This window comes from Methylobacterium sp. 1A, from assembly GCF_058072805.1.
Genome location: NZ_JBYQVE010000003.1, coordinates 1 through 15,736, shown reverse-complemented (window position 1 = coordinate 15,736; position 15,736 = coordinate 1). Strand labels below are relative to the sequence as shown.

The 15,736-nt window shown below is 72.4% G+C and carries 17 protein-coding genes; 10 read left to right on the top strand and 7 right to left on the bottom strand.

Annotated elements, in window-relative coordinates; genetic code table 11:
* Nucleotides 1-59: 59 nt before the first annotated feature.
* Together ACX9MN_RS31640 and ACX9MN_RS31635 are read right to left on the bottom strand one after the other, a co-directional pair.
* A complete protein-coding gene (locus ACX9MN_RS31640) occupies nucleotides 60-1,583 on the bottom strand; it encodes an aldehyde dehydrogenase (RefSeq protein WP_056524199.1) in 1,524 nt (507 codons plus the stop codon).
* Nucleotides 1,584-1,678: 95 nt separating this feature from the next.
* A complete protein-coding gene (locus tag ACX9MN_RS31635; RefSeq protein ID WP_020096173.1) occupies nucleotides 1,679-2,311 on the bottom strand; it encodes a GntR family transcriptional regulator in 633 nt (210 codons plus the stop codon).
* Nucleotides 2,312-2,437: 126 nt separating this feature from the next.
* Between ACX9MN_RS31635 and ACX9MN_RS31630 the strand changes: the two genes are divergently transcribed.
* Nucleotides 2,438-3,223 (top strand): alpha/beta fold hydrolase, encoded by a 786-nt coding sequence (locus ACX9MN_RS31630; RefSeq protein WP_091927582.1) that lies wholly within the window; start codon nucleotides 2,438-2,440, stop codon nucleotides 3,221-3,223.
* 96 nt (nucleotides 3,224-3,319) lie between these two features.
* Nucleotides 3,320-3,559 carry an Lrp/AsnC ligand binding domain-containing protein gene (locus ACX9MN_RS31625; protein WP_012329666.1) on the top strand — a complete coding sequence of 80 codons (240 nt, stop codon included), beginning with the start codon at nucleotides 3,320-3,322 and terminating at the stop codon, nucleotides 3,557-3,559.
* A 60-nt stretch (nucleotides 3,560-3,619) separates the two neighbouring features.
* On the opposite strand, the gene ACX9MN_RS31620 is transcribed toward ACX9MN_RS31625, so the two are convergent.
* Nucleotides 3,620-4,228 carry a helix-turn-helix domain-containing protein gene (locus ACX9MN_RS31620; RefSeq protein ID WP_020096176.1) on the bottom strand — a complete coding sequence of 203 codons (609 nt, stop codon included), beginning with the start codon at nucleotides 4,226-4,228 and terminating at the stop codon, nucleotides 3,620-3,622.
* Between the two features lie 203 nt (nucleotides 4,229-4,431).
* Between ACX9MN_RS31620 and ACX9MN_RS31615 the strand changes: the two genes are divergently transcribed.
* The 5 genes from ACX9MN_RS31615 to ACX9MN_RS31595 all read left to right on the top strand — a co-directional run bounded on the left by ACX9MN_RS31615 (nucleotide 4,432) and on the right by ACX9MN_RS31595 (nucleotide 8,633).
* A complete protein-coding gene (locus ACX9MN_RS31615; RefSeq protein WP_091682098.1) occupies nucleotides 4,432-5,760 on the top strand; it encodes an MFS transporter in 1,329 nt (442 codons plus the stop codon).
* Nucleotides 5,761-5,853: 93 nt separating this feature from the next.
* Nucleotides 5,854-6,243 (top strand): Rid family detoxifying hydrolase, encoded by a 390-nt coding sequence (locus tag ACX9MN_RS31610; protein ID WP_042670561.1) that lies wholly within the window; start codon nucleotides 5,854-5,856, stop codon nucleotides 6,241-6,243.
* 20 nt (nucleotides 6,244-6,263) lie between these two features.
* Nucleotides 6,264-6,833, top strand: coding sequence for an MOSC domain-containing protein (locus tag ACX9MN_RS31605; protein ID WP_026605417.1), 570 nt, complete (start codon nucleotides 6,264-6,266; stop codon nucleotides 6,831-6,833).
* Between the two features lie 14 nt (nucleotides 6,834-6,847).
* Nucleotides 6,848-7,795, top strand: a complete 948-nt coding sequence (locus tag ACX9MN_RS31600; RefSeq protein ID WP_489726382.1) for a PDR/VanB family oxidoreductase — start codon at nucleotides 6,848-6,850, stop codon at nucleotides 7,793-7,795.
* Between the two features lie 541 nt (nucleotides 7,796-8,336).
* Entirely contained in the window at nucleotides 8,337-8,633 is a 297-nt protein-coding gene (locus ACX9MN_RS31595) for a helix-hairpin-helix domain-containing protein (RefSeq protein ID WP_244540039.1), read from the top strand.
* Nucleotides 8,634-8,701: 68 nt separating this feature from the next.
* Here the strand turns inward: ACX9MN_RS31595 and ACX9MN_RS31590 are convergent, their stop codons facing one another.
* Both ACX9MN_RS31590 and ACX9MN_RS31585 read right to left on the bottom strand, forming a co-directional pair.
* Nucleotides 8,702-9,115, bottom strand: coding sequence for a thioesterase family protein (locus ACX9MN_RS31590; RefSeq protein ID WP_091927586.1), 414 nt, complete (start codon nucleotides 9,113-9,115; stop codon nucleotides 8,702-8,704).
* A 185-nt stretch (nucleotides 9,116-9,300) separates the two neighbouring features.
* A complete protein-coding gene (locus ACX9MN_RS31585; protein WP_489726381.1) occupies nucleotides 9,301-10,080 on the bottom strand; it encodes an alpha/beta fold hydrolase in 780 nt (259 codons plus the stop codon).
* A 271-nt stretch (nucleotides 10,081-10,351) separates the two neighbouring features.
* Between ACX9MN_RS31585 and ACX9MN_RS31580 the strand changes: the two genes are divergently transcribed.
* The 3 genes from ACX9MN_RS31580 to ACX9MN_RS31570 all read left to right on the top strand — a co-directional run bounded on the left by ACX9MN_RS31580 (nucleotide 10,352) and on the right by ACX9MN_RS31570 (nucleotide 13,302).
* Nucleotides 10,352-11,500, top strand: coding sequence for an NHL repeat-containing protein (locus ACX9MN_RS31580; protein WP_489726380.1), 1,149 nt, complete (start codon nucleotides 10,352-10,354; stop codon nucleotides 11,498-11,500).
* A 149-nt stretch (nucleotides 11,501-11,649) separates the two neighbouring features.
* Entirely contained in the window at nucleotides 11,650-12,678 is a 1,029-nt protein-coding gene (locus ACX9MN_RS31575) for an amidohydrolase family protein (RefSeq protein WP_489726646.1), read from the top strand.
* A 168-nt stretch (nucleotides 12,679-12,846) separates the two neighbouring features.
* Complete coding sequence (locus tag ACX9MN_RS31570; protein ID WP_489726379.1) at nucleotides 12,847-13,302, top strand: hypothetical protein; 456 nt, start codon at nucleotides 12,847-12,849, stop codon at nucleotides 13,300-13,302.
* A 126-nt stretch (nucleotides 13,303-13,428) separates the two neighbouring features.
* Here ACX9MN_RS31570 and repB read toward each other — a convergent pair whose 3' ends face one another.
* Together repB and repA are read right to left on the bottom strand one after the other, a co-directional pair.
* The gene (gene repB / locus ACX9MN_RS31565) at nucleotides 13,429-14,505 is read right to left on the bottom strand and encodes a plasmid partitioning protein RepB (RefSeq protein ID WP_489726378.1); all 1,077 of its coding nucleotides are present in this window, start codon (nucleotides 14,503-14,505) and stop codon (nucleotides 13,429-13,431) included.
* A gap of 4 nt (nucleotides 14,506-14,509) precedes the next feature.
* Nucleotides 14,510-15,685, bottom strand: coding sequence for a plasmid partitioning protein RepA (repA, locus tag ACX9MN_RS31560; RefSeq protein WP_489726645.1), 1,176 nt, complete (start codon nucleotides 15,683-15,685; stop codon nucleotides 14,510-14,512).
* Nucleotides 15,686-15,736: the final 51 nt, after the last annotated feature.

Below are 15,736 nucleotides of genomic sequence, written 5' to 3'. Positions count from 1 at the left end.
GGGCCGGCGCGGAAGGGGTCCGTCTGGCGCGGACCTCGCATCCCCCGCGCCGCCGGACGTCAGTTCAGGCGGCGCTGGCCGGCCGTGTCGCGGTACCAGTCGAAGGGCCCGTCGCCGGTGGCGACCATCACGCTCTTCACGTCGAAATGGTCGTTGAAGCTCTCGATCCCGCACTCGCGGCCGAGCCCGCTGTCGCCGACCCCGCCCCAGGGCGAGGCCGGGTCGAGGCGGTGGTGGTCGTTGATCCAGACGATGCCGGCCTTGACCGCGTGCGCCACCCGGTGGGCCCGGGCGACGTCGCGGGTGCGCACGGCCGCGGCGAGGCCGAAGGGCGAGTCGTTGGCCAGCCGGAGCGCGTCGGCCTCGTCCTCGAAGCGGGTGACGCTGGTGAAGGGCCCGAACACCTCCTCCTGGAAGATGCGCATGTCGGCGGTGACGTCCGCGAACACGGTGGGCTCCACGAAGTAGCCGCCCTCGAAGCCCGGCACCCGGGCCGCCCGCCCGCCCGCCACCGCGCGGGCGCCCTGGTCGCGGCCGTAGCCGGCATAGGCCAGCACCCGCTCGCGCTGGCGCTCGGAGATGACCGGGCCGAGCTGCGTCGCCGGGTCGAAGGGGTCGCCGAGGCGGATCGCGGCGGTCTTGGCGGCGAGCCGCTCCACGAACTCGTCGTAGATCGAGGCCTGGACGAGGTGGCGGCTGCCGCACACGCAGGTCTGGCCGGCGCCGATGAAGGCGCCGAAGGCCGCGTAGTTCACCGCCCGCTCGACGTCGAAGTCGTCGAACACCATCACGGGGGTCTTGCCGCCGAGCTCCATGGTCTGGTGGGCGAAGACCTTCGCGGCCGCGGAGCCCGCGATCCGGCCGGCCTCGGTGCCGCCGGTGAGCACGAGCTTGTTGATGTCGCCGTGCTCGGCCAGCGCCTTGCCGGTCGAGGCGCCGAGCCCCAGCACGATGTTGAACACGCCCGGCGGCAGGCCGGCCTCGGTGAAGATCTGCGCGAGCTTCAGGGTCGTGAGCGGCGTGTACTCGGAGGGCTTGACCACTGTGGTGCAGCCGGTGGCGAGCACGACCGCCAGCGACTTGCACAGGATCATCAGCGGGTGGTTGAACGGCGTGCAGTTCGCCACCACGCCGATCGGGGTGCGGCGGGTGTAGTTGAGGTAGTTGCCCTCGACCGGGATGACGTCGTCGCGCCGCGCCAGCGCCACGCCCGCGAAGTAGCGGAAGAAGTCCGGCAGCCGCGAGAGCTGCGCCCGGGTCTCGTTGACCGGCCGGCCGTTGTTGGTGGTCTCCAGCCGGTAGAGCGTGTCGAGGTTGGCCTCGAACGCGTCGGCGAGCCGGTTCACCAGCCGGGCGCGCGCCCGGATGTCCATCCCGCCCCATTCCCGGCCCTCGAAGGCCGCCCGGGCCGCGCGCATCGCCCGGTCGACGTCGGCCGGCCCCGAATTGGGGATCCGCGCGATCACCGCGCCGGTGGCGGGATTGCGCACGTCGATCAGCGTCCCGTCGCCGGCCTCGACCTCGCGCCCGTCGATGAAGTTGCCCCGTGTCTCGACGGTCGGTTCCGGCGCGTGCAGGGTCATGGCGTCTCTCCCGTGTCGGGTCCGTAGTCGGGCCGGGTCGGGCCCGGTGTCGTGTTCGACCGCGTCCCTCGGCTCCGCGCCGGGCGCGGGCTCGTTCAGAGGACGATCGCGCTGCGTTCCAGGGCGGTCAGGATGCGGCGCTCGGCCTGGGCGACGTGCGCGCGCACGAGGCGGCGCGCCCCGCGCCCGTCGCGGCGCTGCACGGCGTCGATGATGGCGGCGTGCTCGTCCACCAGCTGCGCCGGGTCGCGCCCGCGGATGCCGTCGAGGCTGACCCGGACCAGCCGGTCCGCCTGCTCGACGAGGTCGCGCACGGTCGCGGCCATGCGGCGGTTCCCCGACGCCTCGGCGAGGGCGATGTGGAAGGCGCGGTTCTCCGCGATGAAGTCGGCGCCGTCCGCGACGGCGCGGAACGCGTCGAGGGACGCCAGGACGGAAGCGGGCGCGCCGGCCGCGGCCTCGGCCGCGCAGGCCGGCTCCAGAGCGAGGCGCATGCGCAGCAGATCGCGCGCGTCCGCCACCGAAATCGCGTTGATCTGATATCCCTGACGCGCGTGAACCGTGACGAGCCGCTCGCGCTCCAGGCGCAGCAGCGCCTCCCGGACCGGCTGCCGGCTCACGGCGTAGCGCTGGGCCAGTTCCTGCTCGCGCACCTCCGCGCCGGGGCGCAGGACGCAGGCCAGGATGTCGGCGCGGATCGCCGCGTAGATGTTGTCTCGGAGCAGCACGCACGGCCTCGTTCGATCGACACATGCTGCCATTCGTGAAATATCACGTCAACCGGATTGCGAGCGAACGCGTCGGATGCGACAGCGTCGTGGAGCCGCCGGCAGAGGCGGCGGGGGAGGTTTCGGATGCAGGCGATGTTCGCGGATGGCCAGGTCGCGGTGACCGCTTCCGGCGAGGGCCCGCCCCTCGTCCTGCTGCACTCGCTGCTCGCCGACCGGACGAGCTTCGACCGGGTCACCCCGGCGCTCGGCCGCGACTTCCGGCTCCTCGTCCCCGACCTGCCCGGGTTCGGCGCCTCCGCGCCCGCGCCGGGCGGCCTCGAGGCCGTCGCCGACCGGGTCGGCGCGGCATTGCGCGCGGCGACCGGGGGTCGGCCGGCGGCCGGGCTGGGCAACGGCTACGGCGGCTTCGTGCTGCTGCTCTGCGCCCTGCGCCACCCCGACCTCTTCGACCGGCTCGTCTTCGCCGATTGCGGCGCCTGCTTCCCGGAGCCCGGCCGGGCCGCGTTCCGCGGCATGGCCGGCGCGGCGGCCGAGAAGGGACTCGCGGCGCTCGCCGACACGGCCATGCGCCGGCTGTTCGCGCCCGCGTTCCAGGCTGCGCACCCGGACCTGATGGCCGAGCGCCGGGCCGCCTTCCTGCGCACGGACGTCGACGTGTTCCGGGCGGCCTGCGCGGCCCTGGCCGGCCTCGACCTGCGCGCGCGCCTCTCCGAGATCCGCGCGCCTGCGCTGGTGCTCGTCGGGGAGGAGGACGAGGCGACCCCGCCGGCCATGGCGCGCGAGCTCGCGGCCGGGCTGCCGGACGCGCGGTTCGTGACGCTGCCGGACTGCGCCCACGTCCCGCAGCTCCAGGCCCCCGAGCTGTTCGCTCGCGAGGTCCTGGCGTTTCTCCGGCCGGGTGCCGCCTGAGCGGACGCGCGGAACGGTGCTAGGTTCGGCCGCTCCGGCGGGGTCGGCGGCCCCGATCCGCGCGGCCGCGGCGGCGCGCCATCCAGCGAGACGGACATGAAGACATTTTTCGTGCAGATCAAATGCGAGATCGGCAAGACTTACGCCGTGTCCGACGCGCTCGTCGCGATGGAGATCGCGTCCGAGATCTACTCCACGGCCGGACGGTTCGACATCATGGCCAAGTTCCACGTGGACAACGGCGTCGATATCGGGCTGTTCGTGAACGACTTCCTCTTGCGCCTCGACGGCGTGAAGGATTCCGAGACGATCATCGCCTTCAAGGCCTTCCACTGACGCGCCCGACCGGGACCGGCGGCCGGCCCCGCGCGCCGCGGACGTCCGGGGCGGCCCGGCTCAGCGGACGCGCGACGGGTCGATCACCAGGAAGTACTCGCACGCCTCCGTGCCGACGTTGGTGAAGGCGTGCCCGGCATCGGCCTCGAAATACAGGCTGTCGCCGGTCTCCATGATGACCGCGCGCTCGCCGATCACCGCCCGGAGGCGGCCGCGCAGGACGTAGATGTACTCGGACACGCCGCGGCGATGGGCGGTGAACTCGCCGGTGCTGGCGCCGGGCGGCAGCGTGTTGAGCACCCAGTCGATGCCGCGCCCGGGCAGGACCGGCGAGATGCAGCGCCGCAGGTAGCCGGACGCCTCGTCGCGCAGGATCGGCTGGCGGCTCGCCGGGATCACCAGGATCTCGCGCTCCGTCGCGGGCGCCATCAGCCGCGAGAAGGTGACGCCGAGCGCCTCCGCGAGGCGGGATAGCACCACCGTCGACGGCACGGCCTCGGAGCGCTCGATCTTGGAGATCATCGAGCGGCTGACGCCCGAGCGCGCCGCCAGCGTCTCCAGCGACAGGCCCTGCTCCCTGCGGCGCCGCCGGATCTCCTCGGCGATGTGGATCTGCGGGGACGTCTCCGTCGCTGCCGGGTCCGCCCCGATGATCGTCCTCGCCGTCATGCCCCGTCATCCGCGCCCGCGTCCGGGCCGTGCGACCGGGGCGCGGCACCGAGAGAGTCGCCCCCGCCTAGCGCAGGGGCTGCCGAAATGCACCTTGCGCCGCACCTTGCGCTGAAGCGCACTCCGGAACGCGCGTCGCCGGGCTGGCACGCCGCTTGCCTCCACAAGAATGGATTTTTATCCATCACAGTGGAGGATGTGCCGTGGCCGATACCGCGTTGCCCCTTGAGGCGTCCCCCGTTCTCGATGCCGGCCCGGTGCCGGTCGCCGACCGGCGCCAGATCGTCTGGTCGAGCGTCATCGGCACGACGGTCGAGTGGTACGACTTCCTGATCTACGGGACGGCCACGGCGCTCGTGTTCAACAAGCTGTTCTTCCCGAGCTTCGACCCGCTGGTCGGCACCATCGCGGCGTTCGGCTCCTACGCGGTGGGCTTCCTGGCGCGCCCCCTGGGCGGCGTCATCTTCGGGCATTTCGGCGACAAGATCGGCCGTAAGGCGATGCTGTCCCTGACCATCATCATCATGGGCCTCGGCACGTTCCTGATCGGGTGCCTGCCGACCTACGCGCAGATCGGCATCTGGGCCCCGATCCTGCTCGTGGCGCTGCGCCTGGTCCAGGGCATCGGGATCGGCGGCGAGTGGGGCGGCGCGGTCCTGATGGTGGTGGAGAGCGTCCCGGCGGAGCGGCGCGGCTTCTTCGGCAGCATCGTCCAGCTCGGCTACCCCCTCGGCGTCATCGCGTCGATCGGGGCCTTCGCGCTGTGCGGCTTCCTGCCGGAGGCGGACTTCCTCGCCTGGGGCTGGCGGATCCCGTTCCTGGCCAGCGCGCTGCTGGTCGGCCTCGGGCTGTTCATCCGCCTGCGCCTGCACGAGACCCCCGCGTTCCAGCGGGTGAAGCGGCGGTCCGCGGTGGCGCGCCTGCCGGTCATGGAGATCCTCACCGAGCACCCGCGCACCTTCCTGAAGGCCGTGGGCCTCAAGGTCTCCGAGATCGCCTACGTCAGCGTCGTGACCGTGTTCTCGATCTCCTACGTGACCGGCCAGCTCGGGCTGTCGCGCAGCATCATCCTGAACGGCATCCTGGTGGCGGCGGTGATCGAGCTCTTCACCCTGCCGGCCTTCGGCTGGCTGTCGGACCGCTACGGCCGCCGGACCCTGTTCGTCGCCGCCTGCCTGTTCTCGATCGCCTTCGCGTTCCCGCTGTTCACCCTGCTCGACACGCGCGACCCGACGATCATCACCCTGACCGTCGCGGTGGCCCTGAGCTTCGGCCAGGGGATCATGTTCGGCACCGGCGCCGCCTGGATGTCCGAGCTGTTCGACGCGCGCCTGCGCTACAGCGGCGCCTCGCTGGGCTTCCAGGTGGGCGCGGCCCTCAGCGGCGGCTTCACCCCGCTGATCGCCGCGGCCCTGCTGGGCTGGAGTTCCGGCGCGACCTGGCCGATCTCCGTCTACCTGATCGCCCTCGCCTGCATCACCCTGACGGCGACGCTCCTCGCCCCGGAGACGGCGCGCAAGCCGATCGACTGACCGGATGAGCCGCCGCCCCGGACGCGCGCGGCGGCTTCCCATACAGTGGATTATCGTCCACTATCTGAAACAGACCGACGCGAGATCCACTGCATGACGAAGCACACCATACGCACCGAGAAGGCCGCTCCGGCGGTCGGGCCCTACGCACAGGGAATCCGGGCCGGCGGGCTGGTCTTCGCCTCCGGACAGCTGCCGATCGATCCCGCCACCGGCGCGTTCCCGGACGGGATCGAGGCGCAGACCCGGCGCTCCCTCGCCAACCTCGCCGCCGTCCTCGAGGCGGGCGGCGCCAGCCTCGCGAGCGTCGTGAAGACGACCGTGTTCCTCAAGGACATGGCGGAGTTCGCCGCGATGAACGCGGTCTACGCCGAGCACTTCCCGGGCGAGGCCCCGGCCCGCTCCACGGTCGAGGTCGCGCGCCTGCCGCGCGACGCCCGGGTCGAGATCGAGGCGATCGCGCTCGCCACGGAGGCCGCATGACAACCGAGGCGACCAGCACGATGACCGGCGAGACCGCACCCCGCATGGTCGAGGCCTTCGCGCACGCGGCCGGATCGGCCGCCGTCCGGGTTCCGGGCGGCGCCGCCGGCTGGGTCGGCAGCCTGACCCACATCCACATCGCCCCCGCGGCGAGCTACGAGATGGAGGAGGTGTCCGAGGCCGTGTGCGTGGCCGGCCGCGGGATCGAGGGCGACCGCTACTTCCTCGGCACCGGCACCTACTCGCCCAAGCCCGACGTGCGCGAGGTCACGCTGATCGAGCAGGAGGCCCTCGACGCCCTCAACCGCAACGACCCGCCGCTGCAGGAGGGGCCGCTGCGCCTCCTGCCGGGGGACCATCGGCGCAACCTCACGGTGCGCGGCGTGCCGCTCAACCACTTGGTCGGCCGGCGCTTCCGGGTCGGCGCGGTGATCCTGCGGGGCGGGCGCCTCAACTTCCCCTGCCGCTATCTCGAGGAGCTGCTCGGAATGCCGGTCTACCTGCCGCTCTACAACCGCTCGGGCCTGAACTGCGGGATCGAGAGCGGCGGCGTGATCCGGCCCGGCGACGCGATCGCGCTGCTGGACTGACGGAGCTGCGCGCGATGACGGCCCGCCTGATCATGAAGCTGCGCGTCGCCGACGCGGTCGCGACGACGCCGGAGGTGCTGCACCTCGGTCTGGTCCATCCCGCGCGCCCGGAACTCCCCGCCTGGACGGCCGGCGCCCACGTCGACCTGCGCCTGCCGGACGGGCGGGTGCGACAGTACTCGCTGTGCGGCGACCCGGCCGACCGGAGCCGCTACGAGATCGCGATCAAGCGGGAGGCGGCCGGCCGGGGCGGCTCGGCCTGGGCGCACGAGACGCTCGCGCCCGGGGCGTTCGCCCACGTCTCGGCGCCCCGCAACAACTTCCCCCTCGACCCCGAGGCGCGCCGCCACCTGCTCGTGGCCGGCGGGATCGGGGTGACGCCCCTGCTCGCCATGGCGCGCGCGCTCGCCGCGTCGGGAGCGGAGTTCGCGTTCCACCTCTGCGCCCCCTCCCCCGAGGCGGCGCCGCTGCTGGCAGCGGTGCGGGCGGTCTGCGGGCCGCGCCTCCGGTGCTGGTTCGGGTCCGAGGGGCGGCGCTTCGACCCCGACGCCCTCGGCCCGGCCGAGACCGGGACCCACGCCTACGCCTGCGGGCCGCGGCGCCTCATGGACGCGGTCCAGGAGGGCCTGGTCGCGCGGGGCTGGCCCGCCGAGCGGGTGCACAGCGAGCATTTCGAGCCGCTGCGCGACGACGGCTTCGTGCCGGAGCCGTTCGAGGCGCGCATCGCCTCCACCGGGCAGGTGCTCCACGTGCCGGCCGACCGGTCGCTGCTCGACGTGCTGCGCGGCGCGGGGCTCGACCTGCCCTCCTCCTGCGAGCTCGGCGTCTGCGGCGCCTGCGAGTGCGGCTATCGCGACGGCGCGGTCCTCCACCGCGACGCGGTCCTGCCGCTCGCCAAGCGCCGGAGCCGCATGATGCCCTGCGTCTCGCGCGCGCGGGACGCCGTGACGCTCGAGTTCTGACGGCCGGACCCGCGCTGCGGCGTTATCAGACGTGCGGCCCCGCGCGGGCGACGACGCCGGCCGCCTCGCCGCGCGGCCCGCGCGACCGTGAGCTGCGCCAGCGCGCCGCACGATTCGGATCAGCGAACCTCACGCGGCGGATGGCGATGCCGCTCGGGCTGGGTTAGCCCGCCTCGACAGTGCCATCGCCGTGGGGCAGTGCCCCGCCCGCCAAGAGGAGGTTGTGAGAATGAGCCGATCCACGCTGTCCATCAGCGCCGGTCTGGCGGCGGCCGCAGTCGTCCTGGCGGGCCTCTGGATCTCCTACGGGCCCCGCCCTCACGCGAGCCGCGACAGGCAGGCGTCCACACCGATTCCCGTGTCCAAGCAGGACCGATCCGGGATCGACCCGCAGGGCGAGGCCATCCGGTCCGTCTATCCGGGGCCGAACGCCGGATCCGCCCCGCGCGTCGCCCCAGCACCGCGGAACGCGACAGCCGCCCCCCCGTCGTCCCTGGCGGCAACCCCGCCCGCATCGCCGCCCGCATCGCCGGATGCCCCCGTGGCGAGCGGGGTGGCGAAGCCGGCGGCGCCGCCGCAGCAGGTCGAGGGCGCGCCGGGCTCCGGCCAGCCGCCGGCCTCTCCGGGCCAGGGCGTCGACCTCAACACGGCGTCCGTCGAGGAGCTGAACGCCCTCGGGGCCGGCATGATCGGGCGCCGGATCGTCGCGTTCCGGCCCTACGGCTCCCCGGAGGATCTCGTGACCCGGCGTGTCCTGAAGAAGGCCGATTACGAGGCGATCAGGGCTGCCGTCGCGGTGCGGCAGACCGAGTCCGCTGGCGCGGGCCGCCCGGATTGAGGGTCGAAGCCCGTCGGCACCGAGCCGGGCTCGCCGGTCCCACGGTGCCAGGGGCCACGGCCCGGACGCTACGCGCGCTTCGACGGGGCGGGCTGCTTGGCGGCGAGACGTTTGCCGAGCCGCTCGATGTCGACGATCATCCGCTCGTGCGTCCCGGCCCCGATCTGCTCCGACTCGTCCCAGGCCGCGACGCGGAACTGGATCTGGCGTCCGGCGACGCCGACCACCTCGGCCTCCGCCCGGACGCGGTGCCCGACCGGGGTCGCCGCCATGTGGGTCACGTCCACCTTGGTCCCGACGGCGCTCTCGCCGGGATCGAGGTACTGGCGGACGGCGTTCAGCGCCGCGTTCTCCATGATCAGGACCATCATCGGCGTGGCGAAGACCGGCGGCAGGATGTTGTCCTTGAACTGGCTGGCCAGATGTGACGGTCCGACCAGCATGGCGAAGCTCCCCTTCGCCCCCAACGGGATGTCCTGCATGCGCGCGCTCCAGATCCGTTTCGACCCGATGACCGGTAGGTAGGGCTGAGGGACCGCGTTCGGACATCCCGGGACCTTCGCCGCACGCAGCCCAGCCCCCTCCCCGCCGCCCGGCCCGGCACGGGAACTCCGGACCGGGCCGCTGGGAAGAGAGGGACGAGCGCCCGCAAGCGAGCCGCGTCCGGTCAGCGCCGACGGCGGGGCTGGCCGGACGCCTCGAGGATGAGGTCCGCGATATCCGGAGCGCGCGAGATCAGGGACAGGTGGCTCGCCCGGAGCTCGACGGTCCGCGCGTTCATGCGCTTGGCCATGAACCGTTCGAGGTCCGGGTCGATGGTCCGATCCTCGGTCGACACCGCGTAGAAGCTCGGCTTCGAGCGCCAGGCGGCCTGGGTGGTCCGTCCCGTCAGCAGGGCCTTGCGGAACGGCTGCTGGACCGCGAACAGCACCCGCGCCTTCTCCACCGGCAGGTCGCCCGCGAAATCCCGCAGGAACGCCGCCTCGCTCAGGCGCCCCTCGTCGCCGTCGAACACGATGCCGGCCGAGGCGGGCGGGGTCGGGTAGGCCTTCGCCAGCGCCGCGTAATCCTCGTTCGCGTCCGGCGCCCGCGCCGCCACGTAGACCAGCGCCGAGACCTTCGGGTCGATCCCGGCTTCGGTCACGATCATGCCGGAGAACGAGTGGCCGACGAGGACGGTCGGTCCCTCCTGGCGGGCCAGCACGCGCTGCGCCGAGGCCACCGCTTCCGCGAGGGTGGTCAGCGGGTTCTGCACGGAGGTGACGGAGAGGCCGGCCGCCTGCAGGTGCGGGATCACCTCCGACCAGCACGACCCGTCGGCGAACAGCCCGTGGACCAGCACGACGTTGCGCGCCCGCGGGAGGTCCTGGGCGGTGGCCGGTCCGGGCAGCAGCGCGGCGGCCGCGCCGGCGGCAAGGGTGCGGGTCAGCGTTCTGCGCGTCATCATGGGGGCGCCTCCATCCGGACTCGTCGATGCGGGACGTACCGTCCCTGTTCGCCGTCGGCGCGGGAAGGATACAGCCTCGGGCCGCCCAGGGCGCATCTCGGCGCGCATCTCGGCGCGACCCGGCGGCGGCCGGGACCGCGCGCGGACGGGCACATCCGGGCGCAAGCGTCCCGGGATGTTACCCGGATATGCTGCGCGATGCTGGACGAGGGCGGCCTTTCAGCCTCTCATGGCGGCACGAATTGAGTAAAGACCGGGAGAGGAAACCGAGATGCTGCGACGCGTGCTGCGTCGGCTGACGGCTGCGGCCTCGCTGACAGTGCTGACATTCGCCGTTCCGGCCTTCGCCGAGGAGCCGCTGCGCTTCGAGGTCGATCCGGCCTGGCCGCAGCGCCTGCCGAACGACTGGATCATGGGTCAGGCGGCGGGCGTCGCGGTCGACGCGCAGGACAATGTCTGGGTGATCCAGCGGCCGCGCACCCTCACCGACGACGAGAAGGCCGCGAGCCTCGATCCGCCCCGCACCCGCTGCTGCAAGCCGGCGCCCCCGGTCCTCGTCTTCGACCAGGCCGGGCGCTTGGTGAAGTCCTGGGGCGGCCCGGGCGGGGGCTATCAGTGGCCCCAGAACGAGCACGGCATCCACATCGACCACAAGGGCTTCGTCTGGCTCGCCGGCAACGGCGATACCGACGGCCAGATCCTGAAGTTCACCCTGGACGGCAAGTTCGTGCTGCAGATCGGCAAGCAGGGGCCGCAGACCGACAGCCGGGACACGAGCCGCCTCGGCAAGCCGGCCGGCATGATGGTCGATCCGGAGACGAACGAGCTCTACGTGGCCGACGGCTACTACAACCACCGCGTCATCGTGTTCGACGCGGAGACCGGCGCGTTCAAGCGGATGTGGGGCGCCTACGGCAAGCCGCCGACCGACGACAAGCTCGGCCCCTACGATCCGGCGGCGGCCCCGTCCCAGCAATTCGCCAACCCGGTGCACTGCGTGCAGGTCGCCCGCGACGGCCTCGTCTACGTGTGTGACCGGACCAACGACCGGATCCAGGTGTTCCGGAAGGACGGCACCTTCGTGAAGGAGATGTTCGTCGAGAAGAACACCCGAGCCAACGGCTCGGTCTGGGAACTCGCCCTGTGGCCGGACGAGCGCCAGACCTACCTGCTCAACGCCGACGGGGCCAACAACGAGGTCCGCACCCTGAGCCGCGACACCGGCGAGATCCTCGGCCGCTTCGGCCGCAACGGCCGGATGGCCGGCGACTTCCACTGGGTCCACAACCTCGCCATCGACTCCAAGGGCAACGTCTTCACCACCGAGGTCGACACCGGGAAGCGGGCGCAGAAGTTCCTGTTCCGGGGCGACATGGTGCTGCGCAAGCGCGCCGCCCTGCCGGAGGGCGGCGCGCGATGATCGCGGCGGCCGATCCGGCCACGCCGGTCGCCGGCGCGGGCTGCGCGTGCTGCCTGCCCCGGCGTGGCTTCCTGGGCCGCCTCGCGGGGCTGGGGGCGGCGGCGCTGACGGCCGGCGCCGCGCGGGCCGAGCCGTCGCGCTACACGGGTCTGGTGATCGATTGCCACGGGCACTACACCACCGAGCCGGCCGCCATGCTGGACTGGCGCAAGTGCCAGATCGGCGCGCTCAACGACCCGGGCCAGTCCCCCAAGCCGTCGGACCTGCAAGTCAGCGACGACGCGGTGCGCGCCAGCGTGAGCGGGCGGCAGCTCAAGCTCCAGTCCGAGCGCGGCATCTCCCTGGCGCTGTTCTCGCCGCGGGCCGGCGGGATGGGCCACCATATCGGCACGGCCCGCACCAGCCTCGACTGGTCGATCGTGTCGAACGACATGATCCACCGTGTGACGAGCCTGATGCCGCAGAACTTCGTCGGCGTCTGCCAGCTGCCGCAATCGCCGGGTGTCTCGCCCAAGAACTGCACGGCCGAGCTCGAGCGCTGCGTCAAGGAGCTCGGCTTCGTCGGCTGCAACGTCAACCCGGACCCGTCCGGGGGCTACTGGACCGATCCGCCGCTCTCCGACCGGTTCTGGTACCCGCTCTGGGAGAAGATGGTCGAGCTCGACGTGCCCGGCATGGTGCATGTCAGCGCCTCGGCCAATCCCAACTTCCACGCGACCGGGGCGCACTACATCAACGGCGACACCACCGCCTTCATGCAGTTCGTGACCTCGGACCTGTTCAAGGACTTCCCGACTCTGCGCCTGATCATCCCGCACGGCGGCGGTGCCGTGCCCTATCACTGGGGGCGCTACCGGGGGCTGGCCCAGGACATGAAGCGGCCGCCGCTGTCCGAGCTGATGCGCAACGTCTTCTTCGACACCTGCGTCTACCATCAGCCGGGCATCGACCTGCTGCTCAAGGTCGTCCCGCGCGAGAACGTGCTGTTCGCCTCCGAGATGGTCGGCGCGGTGAACGGGGTCGATCCCGAGACCGGCCACGCCTACGACGACACCAAGCGCTACGTCCAGGCCGCGGCGATCCCGGACGCGGACCGGGCCAAGATCTACGCCGGGAACGCGCTGCGCGTGTATCCGCGCCTCGCGGCGCGGCTCCGGTCGGCCGGCGTGACGCCGTAGGGCCGCCGAGGCCCCCGGAGGAGTCGCAGAGGCGGGGCGGACCCGATCGCGGATCCGCCGGCGCGCGCCTGCCGGTGACCGGGCGAATGTGTCTCAGATCGACGGCGCCGCCGCGCGAACGATGTTGGTCCCAGGGCCGGACCGGCGGGTGAAGCGGGGATGTCGTTCATGAGGGTCACCATCTGCGCCGTCGCGCTCTGCCTTGTCGCGGGCCTGGGCCACGCTCAGGAGGCCGGACAGACGGTCGCCGGCGAGGGCGATTGGGTGCTCAGGAAATCGGCGGCCCCGTCGAGCGGCGACGTCGCCTGCGTTCTGGCGCCGAAGGCGCGGTCGCGCATCCAGATCGTCGGCGACCGCATCGAGATCACCGGCCTACCGAAGAATTCCATCTTCAATTATCAGTATCGGATCGACGAGGGACCTGTTTCAAACGCGATGTTTCCCACAACGCAGATGCAGGACGCCGGAGTGATCACGCTGAATGGGGACGTATTGAAAGACATTCTGGCCGGTCGACGCTTCAGCATCCGCCTGCTGGACCGATGGCACGAAGCCATCACGGAGGAGATCGGCCTCTCCGGGCTGCGCGGCCTGATCGACAAGCGGGCCGAGGCCTGCAGGTAGCCGGCGCCTCACGCAGCGCGCCGGAGCCCCCTCCCCCGTGCGGGCGGATCGCGCCCGGCGGATCTCGGGGACCGGCGGCCTCGCGACCGGTCCGCCCCGGCGGCGCGAGGCCCGCGCGGCGCGACCTCAGAGCCCGGATCGCTCCGGGCCGCGCGCCTGTTCGCGCTCGTAGGCCGCGAACAGCTCGGGGAGGCGCGCGACGAGGAAGTCGCCGAAGGCGGGATGGAGCGTCTCGTCGATGATCAGGCCCACGGTCGTCGGGGTCCGCTCGATGCGCGCCAAGTGGCGCCCGTCCTCCGCCAGCCCCGCCTCCGGCCCCGCGCGGACCACCGGCGGCGCCGGGGCTGGGACCGGCGCCACGGCCGCGTACACGCGCACGAACCGCTGGTCGGAGGACAGGGTCGCGAAGGCGTCCGCGGCGACGATCTCATCGACCCGCGCCCGCATCTCCGGGCTGGCGAGGCGATCCGCGAGGCTCATCCACCGGCGGCGTCCCGCCTTCGGGGCGGGACCGATGGCGGCGATCACGGAATCGGGCAGGGCGCGCCGCGCCGCGATCAGGCGCGACAGCTCGGTCTTGTCGACGAGGAGGGCGGCCATGATCACGTCGCGCCCGTGCCCGAGCCGCTCCAGCGTCAGGGCGAAGGCGGCCCGCTCGATGAAGCTGAGATCGGCCCGCGCGTTGTTCTCCTGACCCTGGGCGACGACGAGTTCGGCATCCGTGAGCGTCCGCACCAGCGCGCGGACCGGCCGCCCCAGCGCGGCGGCGGCCCGCAGCCGCCGGTGGCCGAACGCGACCTGATAGCGCCCGCTGACGGTGGGATGGGGCCGCACCAGGATCGGGGTCTGCTGCCCCTGCGCCCGGATGACGGCGACGAAGGCGTCCTCGCCGGGGCCGTCGATCACCGGCAGCCGGTCGGGGGCCGGCGACGGGTCGACGAGGCCCGGATCGAGATCGACCGCGACGCTGCCGGACCTGAGCTGGTCCTCCGCGGCGCGCGCCGAGACGACCTCGGAGGTCAGGCGCTCCAGGGACCGGCTCATCGCGCCGACCGCGCCGCGGCCGGTGAAGCTGGGAACGGCCGGGGCGGGGCTCCGCTCCGATCGCCCGGCCGCCGCGTCGTCGCGGGGCGAGTTGACCGCGGTCAACTCGGTCTGGTCGGCCGGATCGAGCAGGCCGGCGAGGAGGTTCTTGCGGGCCATCGGATCAGCGTCCCCATGCCGTGCGGATCAGCGCCTCGATCTCACCGTTGACCGCGTCCAGGCTCTCCATCGCGCGGTCGTAGGTCGCCCGCGTGAACTGGTCGCGACTGACCTCGAACAGGGTCTGCTTGGTGATGCCGGCATCCGAGACCGCCGTGCTCTTCAGCATCGCGTTGGTGAGCACGCGCTCCCCGAACAGGGTCCGCATGAACGCGACCATCTGGGTCTGCGGGCCGTCGGTCGGCTCGTAGCGCGTGACGAGGTAGCGCATCCAGTCGTAGTTCATGTCGCCGCCGGCCTTGGCGACGACTCCGAGCATCTCGGAGGTCATCAGCAGGAACTGGCACATCGACATCACGTCGAGCATCTGCGGATGCACGGTGACGAGCACGCTGGTCGCCGCGCACAGGGCCGAGAGCGTCAGGTAACCGAGCTGCGGCGGGCAATCGACCACGACCACGTCGTAGCGGTCGGCGACCGGCGCCAAGGCCTGGGCGAAGCGCGTGAAGAACAGCGAATCGTCGTCGCTGCTCCGCTGAAGGAGGGCGCGCGGTGTCTCGTGCTCGAACTCCATCAGCTCGAGATTGCCCGGAACGAGGTCGAGCCCTGGGAAGTAGGTCTTCTGGATGACGTCGGTCAGGGGACGGCGCGCCGCGTCGTACCGGATCGCGGCGTAGAGGGTCTCGTTGTCCCGCACGTCGAATTCGGGCTGGATCCCGTGCAGGGCCGACAGGCTCGCCTGCGGGTCGAGGTCGACGGCGAGGACGCGGTAGCCCTGCAGCGCCATGTGCTGCGCGAGATGGGCCGCCGTGGTGGTCTTGCCCGAGCCGCCCTTGAAGTTCACCACCGCGATGATCTGGAGATGCTCCTCGGCCCGCCGCTCCTTCCGGTACCGCCGGCCGGTCTTGGCCCCCTCGTCCAGCATGCCGCGCAGCGCCTGGATGTCGGCGCTCGAGTAGGATCGCCGCCCGGACGGCCCGATCTCGGGGGCGGGCCCCTTGCCGTCGAGCGACAGGCGCCGCAGGTAGCCGTCGTCGACCCCGATCAGCTTGGCGGCCTCGCCGGACGAGAATCGCCGCAGCTGCTTGCGCGCCTCGGGCGGGAACAGCCGCTGCCGGTGCGACTGCAGTTTGGCCGACAGCGCCTGCGCGTCGCCGGCGATCAGATCGTGCATCGCCATGGAGGTTGACCCCGAAGAGGGTAGGGCGGCGAGCGCCGCGGGGCTGGCCAC

Bases quoted from the DNA above. Each gene is read 5' to 3' on its own strand.
- ACX9MN_RS31610 (WP_042670561.1), top strand. From the start codon at position 5,854: ATGACGAAGCACACCATACGCACCGAGAAGGCCGCTCCGGCGGTCGGG.
- repB (WP_489726378.1), bottom strand. From the start codon at position 14,505: ATGGCCCGCAAGAACCTCCTCGCCGGCCTGCTCGATCCGGCCGACCAG.
- ACX9MN_RS31620 (WP_020096176.1), bottom strand. From the start codon at position 4,228: ATGACGGCGAGGACGATCATCGGGGCGGACCCGGCAGCGACGGAGACG.
- ACX9MN_RS31590 (WP_091927586.1), bottom strand. From the start codon at position 9,115: ATGCAGGACATCCCGTTGGGGGCGAAGGGGAGCTTCGCCATGCTGGTC.
- ACX9MN_RS31585 (WP_489726381.1), bottom strand. From the start codon at position 10,080: ATGATGACGCGCAGAACGCTGACCCGCACCCTTGCCGCCGGCGCGGCC.
- ACX9MN_RS31600 (WP_489726382.1), top strand. From the start codon at position 6,848: ATGACGGCCCGCCTGATCATGAAGCTGCGCGTCGCCGACGCGGTCGCG.
- ACX9MN_RS31625 (WP_012329666.1), top strand. From the start codon at position 3,320: ATGAAGACATTTTTCGTGCAGATCAAATGCGAGATCGGCAAGACTTAC.
- ACX9MN_RS31640 (WP_056524199.1), bottom strand. From the start codon at position 1,583: ATGACCCTGCACGCGCCGGAACCGACCGTCGAGACACGGGGCAACTTC.
- repA (WP_489726645.1), bottom strand. From the start codon at position 15,685: ATGGCGATGCACGATCTGATCGCCGGCGACGCGCAGGCGCTGTCGGCC.
- ACX9MN_RS31580 (WP_489726380.1), top strand. From the start codon at position 10,352: ATGCTGCGACGCGTGCTGCGTCGGCTGACGGCTGCGGCCTCGCTGACA.
- ACX9MN_RS31630 (WP_091927582.1), top strand. From the start codon at position 2,438: ATGCAGGCGATGTTCGCGGATGGCCAGGTCGCGGTGACCGCTTCCGGC.
- ACX9MN_RS31605 (WP_026605417.1), top strand. From the start codon at position 6,264: ATGACCGGCGAGACCGCACCCCGCATGGTCGAGGCCTTCGCGCACGCG.
- ACX9MN_RS31570 (WP_489726379.1), top strand. From the start codon at position 12,847: ATGAGGGTCACCATCTGCGCCGTCGCGCTCTGCCTTGTCGCGGGCCTG.